Here is a 17710-nt window from a genome sequence, read left to right on the forward strand (position 1 = left end):
AGTGGACCGATGGAGTCGGGCGATGTCGAGGGGTGTCCTTGTTCCGTCCGGTGTTGCTGCCGCAAGGCAAAAAGGAAGTGTGGACAATGTCCACACTTTTGGCTTCGGACTGGGTCGTACATAGGTCGGATCGGGCCGGATTCCGCATGTTTCCGCGGGAGCCCAATGTTTACAAGAGCTGGAATGCAGTTCGAGTCCCACCTCGGGCACAGTGTTTCCTCTGTTCAGGGGCTTGTGAGCCTCTGAGTGTGCACAAACTGTTCACATGAGGTCCCCTTCGGGGGCCCTTTTTTGTTGGGGCCGTTGCTATGGCCGAGCGGCTCCGTTCTAGATGTGGATGATGGTTCCGCGTTCTTGCCTCTTCATGGCGGGGTGGGGTCGCGGCTACATGACTTGTCTCAAGTCGGGGACGTCGCAGTTGGCGACTCATTCGGCATTACCAACTTTGTTGGATGACTTTCTTCTGGTTTCGGCGTGGTGGCCTTTGCCGACCACAATGGAACCGTGATTGAAGACACTCCTGAAGTTGGTGGTCAAACTGCATTGCCGGGCCTTTCCGATACGGCAGATAGGGCGCTGAGACGTGAGCTCGAGGAGCTGCGTCTTGAAAATGCCAGGCTGCGGAAACTCTTGGAACTCACGGAAGTGGAATCAAAGGCAGCACACCTGGCCCAGGCTGTAATTCCTGCGGTGTTGCACCATGGTCCGGTAACCATGGAATCGTCTCCGGAAACGAAAATCCGTCTGTTCCAGGACCTGTTCAGGGCACGCAGGGATGTCTACGCAGTCCGGTGGGAAAACTCGCGGGACGGTCGCTCCGGCTGGGTTCCTGCGGTCGCCGGTGGTTGGCGCAAGGGCGCGAACATCGCGGGCGCCAATTTCCTGCCGGTCACTCCGGTCGTTGTTGCGGATCATTTGCGCGGAGTGCAGCACATTGGCCTCTATCCCTTGACTGAACAGGACACCTGTTGGTGGGTGGCGGCGGACTTTGACGGAGGCGCCGCAATGCTGGATGCGTTGGCATACGTTAAGGCTGCTCGCTTTCGGGGAATTCCTGCAGCGTTGGAAGTATCCCAGTCAGGACGTGGCGCCCACGTCTGGATCTTCTTCAGCACAGCCATACCGGCGTCCGCAGCACGCCAGCTTGGCACCGGTCTCATCCACGAGGCGATGGCATTGCGTGGCAGCATGAGTCTGGCCAGCTATGACAGGCTTTTTCCTGCTCAGGACGTTCATTCGGGCAAAGGCATGGGTAACCTGATTGCTGCGCCGCTGAACGGAAAGCGCCGCCAGCACGGCACTACGTTGTTCCTCGACACCACGACCCTCGAACCATATGAGGACCAATGGGCGTACCTGTCTAGCCTGGATCGGCTTTCGGAGCGGGAAGTCCGTACCCATGTCCGAAGGCTGCCTGCCGTCAAGTTGGGACAAGAGGTTCGCCGGCTCGAACTGCCGCTATCATCCAGGATCGTTCCACGCCCGGCTCTGATCGTCCGAGTCGCATTCGCATCACGCGTTACTATCAAGGCAGCAGACCTTGGACCAGCCATGATCTCAGCCGTCAAGCATGCCGCTTCCATGCCGAACCCTGAGTTCTATGAACGCCAACGCCAGAGGCGATCCACCTGGAATATTCCCCGATACCTGCGCAACTACGACGAAACGCTTGATGGCGACCTCATCCTGCCGCGTGGCTTGTTGCCCTTCTTGAAGCAACTGGTCGAATCGAGTGGCAGCTCGCTGCGCATCGATGATCAACGGTCGGAAGGCACAGCCCACAGCTTCGAGTGCTCGGCCCGCCTGCGCGCGGAACAACAAGATGCCGTGGACGCCGCCACTGCCGCCGAGCACGGAGTCCTGGTGGCCCCGCCCGGTACCGGCAAGACCGTTATGGCGTGTGCTGCGATGGCACTTCGTGGCGTCTCAACGCTCATTTTGGTTGATCGCAAAGCCTTGGCGGAGCAATGGCGCAGCCGCATCCGAGAATTCTTGGACGAGAAGTGTGGCCAAATCGGAGGTGGGCGTGCCAAGACGACGGGTCGGGTCGATGTCGCGCTTTTGCCGACGCTGGCACGGCGGGAAAATGTTGCCGAGCTGACGGCCGGCTACGGTTTCGTCATCGTGGACGAATGTCACCACGTCCCGGCGGCAGCGTTCACCAACGTCATGAACCAGATCCCGGCCCGGTACTGGCTGGGGCTGACGGCCACACCGTACCGGCGGGACAAGTTGGACTCGCTGATCTACCACCAGCTCGGCCAAATCTCACACACGATTTCCCCAGCTGTTCCGCACCAGCTACCAACGCACGCATACGAGATTGCCGAACCGACGCTGACTTTGGTACTGCACCGGACCTCATACGCGTACGACGGCGCCGCAGACCCCAGCGAACCGGGCGGGATCTCTGCCATCTACAAGGACCTGATCGCCAACGAGGAACGCCTACAGCAAATTTACGACGACGTCATTGAAGCTTACGAACGGAACTCCCGAATCCTTGTACTGACTACGTGGAAAGCCCATCTTGAGTCCCTGCGGTCCCGGCTCGAGGCGGCTGGTCTGAAGCCAGTGGCTTTCACCGGGGCGATGAAGGCCAAGGAACGACAGGCCGCCGTCGACCTTCTGGCCACCACCGATGATGCGGAGCCTTTGTTGGTCTTGGGCACCGGCTCATACATTGGAGAAGGCTTCGATTGCCCCAAACTGGATACCCTGTTCCTTGCAGCGCCTGTGTCGTTCAAAGGCAGATTGGTCCAGTACGTCGGCCGGGTAATCCGTCCATACCCGGGGAAAACTGTGGCGACAGTTCACGACTACTACGACGAATCAACACCCGTGCTGGCCGCATCCCTGAACAAGCGAGCTCCTGGCTACGTCTCGCTCGGGTTCCCTGATCCGCGCCAGCTCAAAAGCAGATGACATCGCCCCCAGGACCATAGGCGGCGCGGTGTCTGCGTTGCCACAACACTTCGGAACCGTATTCTCGAGAGGTCACCATCGGGCAGCCGGATACTTCTCACGCCAGTAAACTACCTGATAACGCTTAGTTTCATCGAGCAGGGCATGGACAAAAACCTGCGTGTTTCAGAAGACGGTGACCGCGGTCCGGGTGAGCCGACTGCCAAGGCGCGCACCTCCAAGTCGGCGCTTCTTGGTCAAGTTGCCGGTTCGGACGTCCAGCGTCGCCGGCACAGGCAAGAAATCGGCGCGGGCCTGGACTTCGTTATGAGCCACGACGCCGGGCTGTTGAAGCGCCTGGAGGATGCCTGAGTTCGCGCCTCGAGTACGACGACATCATCGCCTACCGGGTCTTCTTCTTCTGAGACGCACTGCCTGGGTACAACCGTCATGAGTGTGACGGCTCCTCCCTCCTGCAGGTTCAACAAGTGACGGACCGCAATATAGCACTTGAGTTGTAGAACACCTGAGTTGTATGATGGACTCGATGTGGAATGTTGACGTGGGACTAGTTGAGCCGTGGCTGTTAGGTCTTGACCAAGACTCGTATGAGCAGATCGTTGCTGCATTAGAGCTTCTTGCCGAGCGCGGACCTCAACTTGGTCGTCCATTGGTCGACACGGTGGTTCGTTCACGGCATAAGAACATGAAGGAGCTGCGGCCGGGATCGAGCGGGCGGTCGGAACTGCGAATCCTGTTTGCCTTTGATCCGGAGCGGCGGGCGATCTTGCTTGTCGCGGGGGACAAGGCGGGCAACTGGAGCAAGTGGTACAAGACGAACATTCCGGTTGCTGATGACCTGTTCGATGATCATCTGAGGATTCTGAAAGGAGGGGCATAGTGGCGAAGTCCATGGAGGAACTACTGGCCAAGCGTCCGGTTGACCGGGCAGCTGTGAATACCCACAAGAAGCGCATGGTCGATGAGGTCCGGGCTTACCGGCTTCGGGAGCTCCGCGAGGCCTCCGAGCTGACGCAGGTCGAGCTGGCTGGGCGCCTGCATGTCAGCCAGAACAGGGTGTCCCGCATCGAGCACGGTGACATTGATCGTGCCCAGGTCGATACTTTGCGGAAATACGTCGAGGCGCTTGGCGGCCGGCTTCGTGTCGAGGTTGAGCTCGGCGACGAACGAATCCAGATCGCCTGACGAAGCCACTCGGAGCGATCCGCGACGGCAGCCGTCTTGCCCTTATTGCGAGGTCTCAAAAGTGGGAAAAAAGGGGTGTGCACATTGTGCACACCTTGGGCGTCGGATAGGGCCGTACCGCAGCCGGACTGGGCCGGATTCCGCATGTTTCCGGGGGAGCCCAGTGTTAGCCAGGGCTGGAATGCAGTTCGAGTCCCACCTCGGGCACAGTGTTTCCGCAGCTCAGCGGCTTTTTTATCATTTACTGTTGACAAAGCTTGACTTTGTGGCCAATCGGTGATCGGAGGCGCTTTTCATTTCTAATTACGGGAACGGTTGGAGACGCTGGAGCGCGCAGGCCGTGGCCGTGATTCTGAAAACCCGTGCCATTCTGATGCCGCCGCGGCCACCAGCGGCGCAGGCTGAGCCACCCTGCCTGATACAGCCTTCGGGCGCACCAAAGTGCTGTTCCTTGATGCGGCGCGCGAGATCACTACTAGACCCAGAGGATCCTTCCGAACGCTCAGCGTGAAAAGAACTCGTCGTTGCGGACTTGGAATGGAGCTCCCGGGGAGCGACTCGTGTCGGGTAGTTGTCGACCGAGCGGCGAGTCCGAAGGAGCGGTTCGGAACGGACGGCGTCCAACGGAGAGAATGATGTCTATGACGGATGCGGACAACATGCAGGCGAAGGCCGGCACGATTCTGGGATCGTTGGCGGTCATGCTCGCCGGCGGCGGGGAACATGTCTCCGATCTGGACATCCTGCGGACCGGCGCCGGGGTCTTCGGGAACGTCGCTTCGAACGCGACGATCTCAAGGTTCTTTGAACGGACCGTGACCAACCCGGATCTCTTCAGCTACGGGTTCGCCACGCTGATGCGGGAGCTGCGTTCACGGGCATGGGAAGCGGCCTGGGAACGGAACCCGGCGTTGAAGGCCACAGCTCTGGATTTGCTAATTGTTGACTTGGATGCCACCCTCGTGACCTCCCACAGCGACAAGGAACAAGCCGTCGGCACGTACAAAGGCGGATAGGGCTTCGCTCCCTTCATCGCCAGTGTTGACTACGGGACAGGCAACGGTACCGGGGAAATCCTAGCGGTCGTGATGCGTCCGGGTAACGCCGGGGCCAACAGCGCCGATGACCACATCAAGGTCTTCACCCAGGCCATCGCCCAACTCCCCGACGACTTCTACGACCAGCAGGGAAAGCTCATGGGTGAGACGATCCTCGTGCGCACTGACAGTGCCGGGGCTTCCCGGAAGTTCCTGCACTACCTCTCATCGTTAGGTGTGCAGTTCAGTGTTTCCTACCCGGTCCCGGTGGTGAAGGCCCGCATGGTCGCGTGGATCAACGATAAGCAGTACTGGCAGCCCGCACTGGACCGGGAGGGCACCGAACGCATGGACGCGTGGGTCGTTAACGCCACCGACGTCCTCGGGCTAACGGACTACCCTGCAGGGACAAACCTCTACCTGCGTGCTGAGCCCCTGCATCCCGGAGCGCAGCCGACGCTGCTGGATCCGGACGGGCACCGCGTCACGGCTTTTCTGACGAACTCAACGTGCTGGCACGGGCCCACCCTTGATGCCCGGCACCGGGCCCGGGGCGGTGTGAGAACCGGATCAAAACCCTGAAGAACACCGGGCTCGGGAAGCTTCCGTTCTTCGATTTTCACGCCAATCAGGCCTGGGCCAATCTTGCCGCACTGGCCATGAACCTGGTTTCCTGGCTGCAACTGGCCGCACTGCCAACCGGACACAAAGCCCGGGGATGGGACATGAAGCGCTGGCGCTACCGGCTCTTCGCAACCGCCGGGAAACTCATCACCAGGGCTCGGCGGACCCGGCTGCTGATCCCTGAAAAGGCGCCGGAATCCGGCACGATCACCACGCTCCTGGCAGCCATTGACGCGCTGAAAACCAGCCTCCGACAACGGGTCCGGCTCCTGGTCTGAGAACCACCAGGGCCAGCCCAACAACGACCAGAACCACTCATCGGAGACGTGGAACCCGACGCCCACCCAGCGACAACGGGCCCCACCCGCGCGCCCAAAACCACAAAATCAATCCGGACGCAGATCAAACCGGGACCCAGAGGCCAGCCCGACCATCATGAAAAATCGAGGCTAGAACTATCAGTTTAGGAACACTCGCAGGAAGGCGGCCCCGCCTCGGTTGTAATGAAGAATTCCCAGTCTGCCGTGGCGACATGGGGTGCAGGGCCGGCCGAGCACGGGAAAGCTTGCTGTCTCGTATTGACCCGAGGGTAGCGGCTGATTGCCGATCTGCCGTTTTCCATGAAAACCAGATGAGATGATGCCAATCATGCACCTCCGATGCGGAGCTCCGCCGGTCGATTGTGATCGGTTCCCCAACGATATGGCAACGGCCCGGCGGGGTCTAGACATTCGTCTTTGCGTCACCGCCCGGACAGCTCAATGGATCGGCCCATCAATCAGCCGGACCTGAAGTGATGTCTGGGGAAACAAGACTGCCGGCTTGAAAGGGCCTTGCACCGGGGCCTCCGGGATGAACGTGGTGAAATGTCGGCCAGCATGCTCACATTTGCGTGCCTGACTTGCCACGAAGCGGACCTGAGAGCCCGCGTGGAAACACGCCCGGTTGGCAAACTTTTCTACTCCATTATGGAAGGCCATTTCGTCGAGCCAATGAAGGAGGTGCTGGCCACCCATCACTTTCGTTGCCCGCGGTCGAACGACTCTGAGCAAACCAGCCATGGCCGGATCAGGCCTCGTCACGGCAACGACCGCCTGTTCTTGAAAGCAGTCGTTTCCGGACGAACGTGGGGCCTCGAGCGGCGGAACCCCCGACCAGGCTGCTCCTAAACATCTGTCACCCAGAGGCGGGCCTTCGTTGGTGGCTGGCCCATTGCAGCTCAGCCTGCGCGTCACGACGAAGTAGTCGCATCCAGCGGTGGGATTCAAATTGGCCGATGCGTGGAATTTCCTGATCATTGGCCCAGCTCGGTAACGCAGGCGTAACGCCCCGCTGCGACGATGACATTTATTTCCCGCAAATATGGCCAATTCGGGAGGTCGCGGGCTATGGATGCTCTTTGGGGATTGTTGGGAGTGCTTCTAGGCGGTGCCCTCACCATAGGAGGAAACCTTTTACTTAGCGACCGAGAGGCCGCTGAAGCTGCGCGAAACGAAAAGAAGCTGGCTTATCTCGCTTTACTAACTTCCGCGCGTAAACTGCGATATTTGTCTCGGCAAGGCCGGAATCTCGATATTGATAAACTGGACGCGGATCGCACACAGCTTTCTACAGCCAACTATGAAATTGAGCTGCTGGCAACGCGGCAGGTGGCTTCATCCGCAGATCAATTACGCAGAAGCACCTTGGATTATTTGAATCTTGCCCGAAAAAGCTATGAAACGGACGCAGGGCCGACTTTGGTTGACCGAGTTGATGACTTAGCAATTGCGCGTCGGAGCGCAAGAATGTCGAACGACATTTTCATCAAGGCTGCACGCTCAGACCTCCAACGGAAACTGAGGTCGTCGCGCCTTAGGGATGTGTTTCATAGCCTGCAGGTACCAAACCCCGATCGTTTGCCAGAAGTGAAAACGAGGTCCGTTGATGCCGATTGAGAAATTGTGCGGACAACTGCTGGTCGTCGGTCGAAAATGATTTCGGCGACGCCCCCGACTGCGTAGGTTGCTCCGTGGTGACTGTTGCGGATCATGACGTCTAGTTGAGGCCCGGATCGGCGGGTCGTCAGGGGTTAGGTTGCCGCTGCACAGTGGCGGAGGCGGCATAACCTCGCGGTCAGCCACGGTATGGGAGGGCTTTCTTGGTTTTGCTGTCACTGGTTGTGCGTCGAGTGAACGGTTGGTGCTCCGTGGTTCCGGTGGCCTCATAGGCGCCCGTCGCCGTCAACGTCCCATTCCACGACCACAAATCCCCGGCACCGGGAGGGCGTTCGGCGGTCAGTCGTAAGATCACATGTGCATCCGCTGATACTCCAGTGCGGGACCGGGTGTTGGCGGTGAGCATCGGGACAGGCTGGACACCGCCGCGTTCGGCTGCAGTATCCGGTAGGTGACCGTCGACGACTCTGTTAGACGTGATTTTCGTCACGTTCGACCCATGCTGCCGCCCCACGGCCAGGCCCTGAATAGTGGCCCACGCCGTAACCGAAGGATGAATTGGACTCGCCGTCAGGGGGCGGGAAGGAGATGTTCCAGTGTCTCTGATATTTGATGCACGCGAGCGTTGGCTATGAGCTTCTGGATGTGCTCAGACGGGCGTAAGCCTAGGTCGTGCTGAAGCTTTGCTTGATATCTCTCAAAAGTGCGAAGGGCGGCGGCGAGGTTGCCCAGATTGAGGTCGGCCCGAATGAGAAGCCTCACGGCGCTCTCGTAAAGCGGCTCAATTTCTACAGCAGCCTCCGCCGCTTCAGCCGCAGTCGAGTAGTCGCCGCAGGCGAGGGACGTTTCCGCAAGGACAGTGAACGCCCGCAGCCGATCCTGCAGCAGCCGGTTTTGTTCAAATATCACCCAGTCCTCGTACCAGCCAGGCAGCAATTCGGCGTCGCGTAAGTTGAGGAGTGGTGCGCTGACTTTGTGTGGCGCCCCGGCAGCCAGTTCTCGAAGCTCAGCCCTGACCCGGTAAAGATCAACGTCCACGTCGTCGCTGAGGGAGAGCATTGGACCGTCGTTGACGAGAAGGCCCGGGAGCTGCCGGGACACCATGTGTACACTGACCCGCAGGCTTTCCAGCGCCCGCGCGTCGGGATATTCCGGCCACAACATCCCAACGAGGTAACTGCGGAGCCTGGGTCCGCGAAGCGCCAAAGCCGCAATCAGGCGTTGTTGACGTGCTGCGACATGCACAGGTCCAAGGTCTCCACGTATCTGCCAGGACCTGAGCAGGTCCAACTTCATTCGTCCGCTGGCGTCGTTGCCCATCGAAACCTGATCTCAGCTCGGTGCGAATATTGGAACGTGTAGACATGAGGATCCTCATGTTGTTGGGCATTGTCAATGAGCTGATCCCCCTAATTTCTCCCTAACCCTAATGGAGAATTATCAGTTGCTTATGGCAAATAAAATTGCCACCGTAGCCTTAACATCAAGCTTCTGCTATTGCTTGTCGACCACTAGGATAGGCCGTGCTTTTTGTAAGCGATGCCTTCCGTTCCTAGTCCTGCCGGGTTTGGGCAGAAAGCCAGCGGCGGACAATGTCCAGCGCCTCGTCCGGATCTGCAGTTGCAATAATGTTGGGCTCGTCGCGGGGATCCTGGCTAATTGATATACGTGCACGAAAGCCGCGCTGCGTTTCCTGCCCGGCCCAAGTGCGGATAACGAGGGTGCCCAAAAACTCCATCTCCGCCCCACCGCCAGCCCCATCCGAAGCACCTGCCAAATAGGGGTCACTTATCAATGCGTCCACGCCCTTCCTCGCTCAGTCTTCAAAGCCACCCACTGGGCTGCATTGATGGCGATTCAGCCGAGGCGGCCAGCCGACAAGAGTGCATCCCTGGTTTCGCGAATCAGTGCGACCCAAAAGTGACGGTTGGTTGATCTTGGCGCAGAAGAATCAGGAGTCGCATTGCTTTTAGGAAAGGATTGGTCAAGATTGCCCATGCTTTGCTGAGCTGCTGTTTTCGGGCGGGGTTAGGCGCGAAGCCGGTCTGGCTCCGAATTTTCACTAAATAGACGGTGTGTCGCGGCAGAATCAACGTTCTCAGTCGAGGAACGTTGGTGCCATTCCGACGTAGGTGTCGTGAGCCCTCGAGATCGCCGAAGTGATTCGAATTAGGGCCCGCGCCCCACTGACTGGCACGGTGTGCCCTAAATCGCGCTAGCCAACTGCGGCCCACGTTTGGGGACCGACGATCCCGTCTGCGGTCAGTCCATTGGTGCGCTGGAAGGAGCGGACAGCCGATTCCGTTCCGGGGCCAAAAATGCCATCGATACTAAGGCGGTAGCCGAGGGCGGCCAGCTGCTGCTGGAGGTACGTCACGTGCTCGCCTGTTGAACCGCGCCGGATCTGGGGTCGCGTCACTGGCGCTGCCGGACCGCCGGAGCTTCCGCCGGACGGGCTTGTGGGCGTGCTGCCGTTGGCCGATCCGCCGGTGGGGGCTGGGAGAGCGAACGGGCGTTGGGCCATAAAGGCCGGGTTGGAACTGCCCGTGGTGTACAGGTTCGGGACTTGGTCCGGCGGCATGCCGTTGAGGATCGCCTTGTGAAATGCGGTGTAGTCGCCTTGGAAGGAGCCGTTGCCCCATGCCTGAAGCAGGGCCCCGGTGAACTGGCCATTAACTGCGCCGTCGTAGGAGAGCTGTGAGTCTTGGCAGCCGGCAATCAGTATGACGCTGGCCGGTATGCTGGCGTCCGACTTGGCTCCGCTGAGGGCTTGAACAAACTGGTAGGTCCCGCGGCGGTTGTCGTTGTCGTGGCCTTGCACGGTCAGCGGCATGGCCTTGGGCGCTCCTTCCGTGACTTTGATCTGCTGCCCGGCATCCTTGGGAAGTGACCTCGCCTGTTCGAGCAATCCTTTGCGGCAGCCCTGGTTAACGATCTGTCGCACGGACGTGCCGCTGTGGCAGCTGTCTGCGCAGACCAGAATGCGTACTCCCGCGGCGAATTGCGACCACATCTGGTAAAGCTCATCGTCCACAATCTGCCGGTCGTAGGCTACCCATGTTTCGTCCTGGGTGTCCGTCTCGTCACCGTTGTTGTCGTCCACTTGGCCACCGTGGCCGGAGTACGTGATCAGACAGATGTCTCCGGCAACAGCCTGCTGTGCCAACAGGCTGATTTCACCGATGATAGCCTGCGAAGTGGCCTGGGAGTTGAGCAGCTGTGTGGGGGTAAAGCCCTGTGCGGAAGCCAGTTGCATCATGGAATTGGCATCATTGACACAGCCGCTGAGGGCGCCGTCCCAGCCATTGTAGGCATTTGGATCTACTCCGTTCAGCCCGATGTGCAGCGAGTATCCTGTCATTGTCCTTGTCCTTCCTTGCCGTGCGGCGGTTCCTTGTATGCAGCGGTCGCTGCGGTCGTCCGGCAGCTCATTGGGGCTGCTGAATGGGAATTAGAACGCCCTGTGTACGCACCGGCCAGTTGGTTGGAGGGGCGGCGGTGCGTGTGCCGTCCACTCCCACGGCCGTAACCGTGTACTGAAGCTGTGGATCACCGGCGAAGGCTGTGAGCGGCAGAACGTAACGGCGCTCGGCTTCACGGGCGCTCGAACTTAGGACCAGAGGGGCGGCATCAGCCCTCCCCAGCAGGGAGGTCTGTATTTCCCAGCCGGTCAGCCCGGCATCCCCTGGATCATCCACTGCCACAAACGTGATGCCAAGGTCCAGATCCTCAATGTAGGCCCGGATCTCATCCAGTTTCTCGGCGGTTTGGTCGGGATCGAAAATAACGTCGAAGTCCCCGGTTTGCGGCCCATCCACGGTTAGGGACTGTTGGGGCGCGAGCACGCTTGCCAGCGTTGAGATCTGCACCCCGCCCGTCGCCAAACCTTTTACGGACAGGCGCTGGCCTGTCCTGTTGGTCAGATCGAACCTTCCGTCGCGCAAGGGGCCAACCTCTATTGGGCCAGCGTCGAATGGCCCGGTCACGGTAGCCAGCCCAATCTCCAAGGAACTGCTGAGCCGCACGTTTCCGGGCAGTACGGCGCCCACGGATCCCCTCAGCCCGTCACGTTCCAGCAGCGACTTCAGGACCAGGAAACCGGCGATATCTGTGGAAATCACGACGTCGAATCCGTCGCCCGTGGGGACCGCACTGACGCTCGCGTCCGACGGTACGGCCCACCGTAGGTCCGGATCGACACCAGTGTCAGGGAGGTACTCCAAGACTGGATCCGCGGCGGCGTTCTTCAATTCGGCGGTGATTGCGGCCCGAACGAAAGGTGGAAGGTCCGGTTCGAGCGATGCTGCCAGTACGCATCGTATATTCGTGGGATTCTCCACGTCGATGGTGCTGTGCAACAGCAGCCGCGGCCGGTAGGCACGGTCCTCCTGACCGGGTCCGTAGCGGCCAACACAATAGCGTACCGGCACCACCAGAAACCTTCCCGGGCTGCGTAGCGACCGATAGATTCTGGCCTTTCCGGCTGCCGAGGTGATAGTGATTTCCTGGTAGGTTTTGTATTCCGTCTGACCGAGCTGAAGAGCAGGCCGGCAACCAATGGCAGTTTTGCCGGCGTCCGTCGCCTCCCTGTAAAGCGTCCCGTACGTGGAGCATGGAACGGAGACTGTGAGGGTCCGGACCGCGGCGAATTCGCTCCATGAGTAGGTGCCGCGACGCCATTCAGCGAGGATACCCGCGTTGAGTTGCCATTGCGGAAGTACGGTTGCATGGGCAAGAACAGTGCCGTGAAGCTGGAGCGGCGCAGCACGGGTAGCCGCACCAATTGTTTGCAGCGACAGAATCTTATTGAGCCCGGCGATAACCGGAGCCGGTCCGTTGGACCGGCGCCAGCCTTCAAAACTGGCCGAAACCGTGATGGTGGCTGGCTGAGCCTGGAAATCAGGTACAGAGAATGCCCCATATGCCAGCCGGGCCCAGTTGTCCATGAGCCGGAAAGTGGCTGTGAGGGTGCCTTCTTCGCCGGGCTGGACGGACAATGAGTCGGCGGTGATCTGCTCGGTCTGGGTGATCCCGCGCTCGTCGCGGAAAGGAATTCCGAGTTGCACCGTGTGACCGGTGCTTGGAACCGGTTTGAGCATGGGCTTTCCGGCTGCCTCCCATTCGGTCAGAGTGGGGGCTGATTTCCGGGCATGCAGTGTTACGGAAACTGTCGCTGTAATGCCGAGGGAGCCGTCTGCTGTGTGCCCCCCGGCCGGCTCCACATCGAAGGTGAAGGGGCTCTGGCCGGGCGAATCTGATGGTGGCGGAAGTTCCAGGGCGTACTCGGGCGCGTACCAGTAGCTCGCGTCCCATCGGTCTTTCCAGATCCCCGCGGCACCGTTGTTGGCCACGGGCCCGGGGCGTTGGACGGGTGCGGGAGCCATGAGTTCCAAGTCGGCAAGGTGATGAGTGATGGGATGGGCCGTCACAGCCGAATGTTGGAGCATGAGGGCCGTTGCCGCGCCCGGGCGTGCCGACCCGAGAGCCGAGGCGACGGAAACGACGCGGCCGCCCCCCGCGATGAACGGCATTAGTACGCCACCTGGCCCGCGGGTCCCACGGGTGGCACGTGCGGGCAATACGCCGTCGAGACGACCGCCTCCGCCGCTGACGAGGTGGATGAATTTGCTGCGGTCGTGAGCAATGACAGGGTTAATGAGCGAGGCCAAACTGGCAGAGATCTCCAGCGGCTCGCCCGGCGCGGACGGGCGCTGCATCCTTATCTGGACGTTCTGCTCGCCCGGGTACTGGCCAGCCAGACGGTAGGAGGACTCGCCGTCCGCCGGTTGACTCGGAGGTGATGCAACCGGCTGCAGGACGTACCGGGCGGCCTTCAGCACGGCGTCCAGCACGGACGGATCCTTGGTGGAACCTCGGCCGGGGGAGCCACTTACAGCCACGATCCGTTCGGTCATCATCGGTGCCAGGTAGTTCAGCAGGTCAACGCGTGTGAAGAGTCGCGATTCATCGGCGACGTTCGCGAGATAGGTCCACAAACCGCCAAGCTGGGCAGTAATAGTGAAGACTTCCGAACCGCTGACTTCTGTGTCGGCCACCGCATTCACCAGAAAGCGGGACTTTCCGGTAACCAACGCTTCAAGCAACGCTGCCGACGGCGGTCCCTCCAGAGCCGCCTCCAGGGCACCATGCCCAAACGGTCCTGTAACACGCTGGCGGGCCACTTCCAGCGGCGCACTTTGCCCGGTTGCATCTCCTTGGTCCAGCAAACTGAAGGTGACGGACGCCAGTGAGCCGGGGAGGCCGCCGTCGTCCGTTGTGATCTCCAGATCCACGGCAAGCGTGGCTCGGTCGACGAGCGGTCCCAGCCTTTCATCCGGCGCAGGCGTATGGGTCAGCACGAATGTTGCCGAAACCAATGGTTCGCCGGCCGGGTCTTTCCGCAGCCGGAGTCGGATGTCCATCGTCTGCCCCTAGAGTCCCTAGGCTTCCTCAGAGCTTGTATTCGAGGTAAGTGGGGGACTCCGCCGGTGTAGTGCCGTCAGCTTGCGGGCCAGACTTGGCGCCGTCGCCGGAGCCTCGCCCGTTGCCCGACTTCGCTCCGTCTCCGCTGCCTTCCTTATGCTCGAGTTCCCGGGTATTAAGCTCGCGCAGCAACCGGACCCTTTCGTCCGGGACAGAGCGGGTTACTACACCCGGAGAATCGGGGCGGGGGACGTCGATCAGCAGCGGGCCGTTGCCGCTGGAACGTGTCCACGGTCCTGTCCAGGCCCGGCCGGGTTCGAACAAGGTGCCTTTGACCGTGACTGAGACGCGGTACCGGTAGAAGGGCCGGAACCCCGGGTCGCCGGTGTAGATTGTCCAGGTTCGGTCCTGATTGTAGTCGGCCCGGTTCCAGCGGAAGCGGACCGGGTCAAATCCCACCGGCTCTCCGCTGTCGGGGTCCACTGGCTCAAATTCCGCTTCCACGATCTGGGTGTCGTCGGTGAGCACCACGCCCAGTTCGACGGGGCCGACGGCGAGCCGGCCGGCGCTGTCAGCCCTGACCTCCAGTGTGGTGTCGTTGATAAGAGTGCCGTTGGGTTCCGGATCGATGGCAATGATGTTTTTTTCGATTTGCACGCGTTTGTACTGGTTCGCGATTTCGCTGTCGGGCTCATTCAGGAAGACCTGGCGCTTGACGAAAGTGAGGTCCGGTTTCCAGCCCTCCGGGGCATTTTGGACATCTGAAGCAATCTTCTGCGCCGTCTGGAACTTCCAGCTACTGTCGGCACCGCCGGAGCCGCTGAAAGCCGTCCCCTCCCAGTTGATCTCGCCCTTCGTGTTCGGGTACCCCACCTGGATGCCGAGCCTGGCCACAGTGCCGTCACCCCAGGAAGCGACCGGGTGGCAGATCCGTGCCAGCCTGCGGGGCCAGTCATCCATGTACACCGTTAGGAAGTATTTGCGCTCTGCCTCCGGATCGGCCTTCATCTCGTCATACATGCCCGCCAGTGAGCTGGAAATTGTGTGGTCCTGCAGATAGGCGAACTGTTGGGTTTCGGTGTAGCTGAGATTGAGGTTTGTGGTGTCGCGGCGGTATTTCAGCGCGACGCCTGCCCCCCAAGGGCTAAAGAAGCTGCCGCCTGAGGAGGAGGCCTGGGCAGCCTCTACCTGGGGTTGCGGCGGGTCAAAGATCACTTTCTTGGCCGCCTCCATGAATTTCTCGTAGACCAGGTTGCTCTTCTCATCCAGGCGCTTGGCGATGGCCTCGGCGCCGGGCAGCGTGGTGTCCACCTTGAGGTCCACTTCAATGGTGCCGTTGGTCCGCATGTTGTTGAACTCGGCTTTGAGGTCCACCGAGGCCCAGAGATACCGGCCGGATGCGGCCGCGGAGAAATGGCTGAAGACCTTGTCCCAGTTGCCCCTGATGGAGAGGGTGCAGACCGGGGACCACACCTTGAGCTTGTAGTTCTGGACCACAACCATGGGCGAGGCGGTGCCGTGGAACGCCTCCCACAAAATGGCAGCGGGGTACTTGCCGACGAGCCCGGAAAAGGCGTGGGTGCCGGTGGGATCGATGGAGCCGTTGCCCTCGCCGTACATCTGCCAGTAGAACGGGTCCAGGTTGTTGCCTGAACCATTGGTGAGAACCGGTGGGGCTCCCTCGGGCTGGGTGACCGGCCCGGGCGCAGGCGTTTCGCCGTCGCGGGCTTCGCCCGGCATGGGACGGGCCCCGCTGCGGCTCCCGGGCATGCCGAAGTACTGGTATTCATTGATCGTCTTGCCGCCACGGGTTGCACTGGCCAGGACCGGGAACCCGCGGGTCGTGGGCGCGACGTTCGATACGGACGTGGTGCTCGATGTGATGATGGCGGGGCGGAACATTGGCGGCTTGCGGCTGTTCTTGATACCCCAGAATACGTCGTCGCTGTCCTTGAACCGGCCCGTGATTTCACTTTCGGACTGCGCCCTGACCGCTTCCGGAATCGCGCCCGTGACGGAAAAAGTGACAACACCGCCAGCAACGTCGCCGCCGCCTCCAATTACTCCTTCACCACCTGTGCCGGCAAACCGGATCAGATTAAACAGATAGTCCCCTGAATCGGGTCCATTCTTTCGGGCCATCCGGACAATATTGGGGATGTAGTAAAAGACGGGAGCTTCGCCTTGGGCGATAAGTTCCCGGTTATTGACGTCGGGGAGGTACAGCACCGCATACCCGCCCTTGACTACAGGTTGGGTTCCACCAGCGTAGCTGGGCCCCATTGCTTGCACCGCCATTGTCCTGGCCTTCCGTTTGTCCTGATCAGTGACGCCCTGCCCCGAGCAGGGCGGCCGGCGTGGGTGTTGAGTGCGGCCACGGTAGTCCGGGCCGCGTTATCCCCGTGTTACGAGAGCATGATTGGCACGTTATTGCTGCGTTACGGGGTCCGCGCTTGTCCCGTAACGCTGCAGTAACGGCTTTGAGGGCAACCTTGGGCCTCTTAGGAGGCATAGTGATCAGGCAACGAAGGTCAGGCGGGCTGGTTCCCGATCCTGTCGACGTCGACGGCCTCACCGAGATTCGGGTTCACGGTGTTGGTGCCACGGGACAGGAGGATATGCTCGGCGACCCGCGTCCTGTGAGGGTATCCGGAGACCGGATCGCCGGTTTTTACCGAACGGCTGACGCCGCAGGGCGGCCTCGGGAGGCGTATTCCTGGGGCGGCCTGACGTCGCACTCACCGCTCCGCGTATTTTGGCTATTACTAACGCCGTCAAAGCTGGCCAATATGGCTGGCTGGACGGCCCGGCGCCGAATCATGAACGGAAAGCTCGAGGAGGACGAGGCCCCGACGACAAGTACCTTCCGGTGGTTTGCCAGGGTCGCGGCGCTCGCGCTGACGCTTAGCACGGCACTCATGGTCACGATGCTGAGCCTGGACACAGTGGTCTAGCAGTGGTTTTGGGCAGCACGCTTGCCGCGAGCGGCGGCCAGTCTCAGGTCCTTACCGACTCCCGGAGCCCGCACTCAGGGCGCGGGCGGTATCAGTGGGATTAAGGCCGCCGCCGCCGAAAAGACGGCGGCGGCGCACAGCATCACGTCATAGGCGAAGCCGATGGATCCGATGTGCTGCCGCATATGTTCTGGTGTCTGATCCCCGAAGAGACGTTCCCCCTGATACTTCCGCCAGGCACCTGTTCTGTTGGCCCAGGGGGCCGGCCGGCGCCACGTTCAGTTGCATCGAGTGCTTTGTACCAGCTGACGAGGGCCTCTTCGAACCGGTCTTCGCGCTTGGGCTGTTGAATCGGCGCAATGTGCCTGGCTCAAGGACATGATCGCTGAACAAGACATGGGTCGAATAGGGTCTATTTCCTTACTTACTACCTTCAAGCTTCCGGCCGGGAACCAACGCTTATGGACTATCTGTCAGCCGCGGGCGAAGAATACGCAAAGATGGTGGTGCACGCTAACGGCCACGAAATTGAACTGGACCTCCGCAGTTTGCAGCATCACGTGCAGGGCTGAGAACGTTTGCCGAAGGACCCCGGCATCGCCATCCAGAGGGAAGGCTGCAAAAT

11 protein-coding genes and 1 pseudogene are annotated in these 17710 nt (G+C 60.7%); 7 read left to right on the forward strand and 5 right to left on the reverse strand.

The window, feature by feature from the left end; genetic code table 11:
- The first annotated feature begins 504 nt into the window (after nucleotides 1–504).
- The 6 genes and pseudogenes from ACZY0Q_RS01015 (at nucleotide 505) to ACZY0Q_RS01040 (ending at nucleotide 7708) form a co-directional block, all read left to right on the forward strand.
- The gene (locus ACZY0Q_RS01015) at nucleotides 505–2925 is read left to right on the forward strand and encodes a TOTE conflict system archaeo-eukaryotic primase domain-containing protein (RefSeq protein WP_463913609.1); all 2421 of its coding nucleotides are present in this window, start codon (nucleotides 505–507) and stop codon (nucleotides 2923–2925) included.
- 144 nt (nucleotides 2926–3069) lie between these two features.
- Nucleotides 3070–3276, forward strand: a complete 207-nt coding sequence (locus tag ACZY0Q_RS01020; RefSeq protein ID WP_463913612.1) for a hypothetical protein — start codon at nucleotides 3070–3072, stop codon at nucleotides 3274–3276.
- Between the two features lie 175 nt (nucleotides 3277–3451).
- On the forward strand, nucleotides 3452–3805 hold the full coding sequence (locus ACZY0Q_RS01025) for a type II toxin-antitoxin system RelE/ParE family toxin (protein ID WP_463913615.1): 354 nt from the start codon (nucleotides 3452–3454) through the stop codon (nucleotides 3803–3805).
- Nucleotides 3805–4110 (forward strand): helix-turn-helix domain-containing protein, encoded by a 306-nt coding sequence (locus tag ACZY0Q_RS01030; RefSeq protein WP_463913618.1) that lies wholly within the window; start codon nucleotides 3805–3807, stop codon nucleotides 4108–4110. Before ACZY0Q_RS01025 ends, ACZY0Q_RS01030 begins: the two co-directional genes overlap by 1 nt.
- 668 nt (nucleotides 4111–4778) lie before the next feature.
- A pseudogene (locus ACZY0Q_RS01035) lies at nucleotides 4779–6049 on the forward strand (IS1380 family transposase); the annotation flags it as partial.
- A gap of 1110 nt (nucleotides 6050–7159) precedes the next feature.
- Nucleotides 7160–7708, forward strand: coding sequence for a hypothetical protein (locus ACZY0Q_RS01040; RefSeq protein ID WP_463913620.1), 549 nt, complete (start codon nucleotides 7160–7162; stop codon nucleotides 7706–7708).
- Nucleotides 7709–8278: 570 nt separating this feature from the next.
- Here the strand turns inward: ACZY0Q_RS01040 and ACZY0Q_RS01045 are convergent.
- The 5 genes from ACZY0Q_RS01045 to ACZY0Q_RS01065 form a co-directional block, all read right to left on the reverse strand.
- Nucleotides 8279–8872 (reverse strand): AfsR/SARP family transcriptional regulator, encoded by a 594-nt coding sequence (locus ACZY0Q_RS01045; RefSeq protein WP_463913623.1) that lies wholly within the window; start codon nucleotides 8870–8872, stop codon nucleotides 8279–8281.
- 388 nt (nucleotides 8873–9260) lie between these two features.
- Nucleotides 9261–9512, reverse strand: a complete 252-nt coding sequence (locus ACZY0Q_RS01050; protein WP_463913626.1) for a hypothetical protein — start codon at nucleotides 9510–9512, stop codon at nucleotides 9261–9263.
- A 411-nt stretch (nucleotides 9513–9923) separates the two neighbouring features.
- On the reverse strand, nucleotides 9924–11069 hold the full coding sequence (locus ACZY0Q_RS01055) for a caspase family protein (RefSeq protein WP_463913628.1): 1146 nt from the start codon (nucleotides 11067–11069) through the stop codon (nucleotides 9924–9926).
- Between the two features lie 67 nt (nucleotides 11070–11136).
- Nucleotides 11137–14130, reverse strand: a complete 2994-nt coding sequence (locus tag ACZY0Q_RS01060; protein WP_463913631.1) for a hypothetical protein — start codon at nucleotides 14128–14130, stop codon at nucleotides 11137–11139.
- A 28-nt stretch (nucleotides 14131–14158) separates the two neighbouring features.
- Nucleotides 14159–16429 carry a hypothetical protein gene (locus ACZY0Q_RS01065; protein ID WP_463913634.1) on the reverse strand — a complete coding sequence of 757 codons (2271 nt, stop codon included), beginning with the start codon at nucleotides 16427–16429 and terminating at the stop codon, nucleotides 14159–14161.
- Between the two features lie 215 nt (nucleotides 16430–16644).
- Here ACZY0Q_RS01065 and ACZY0Q_RS01070 point away from each other — a divergent pair, with 215 nt between their 5' ends.
- Nucleotides 16645–17085 carry a hypothetical protein gene (locus ACZY0Q_RS01070; protein ID WP_463913636.1) on the forward strand — a complete coding sequence of 147 codons (441 nt, stop codon included), beginning with the start codon at nucleotides 16645–16647 and terminating at the stop codon, nucleotides 17083–17085.
- Nucleotides 17086–17710: the final 625 nt, after the last annotated feature.

This window comes from Pseudarthrobacter lactosi (genome assembly GCF_055412785.1).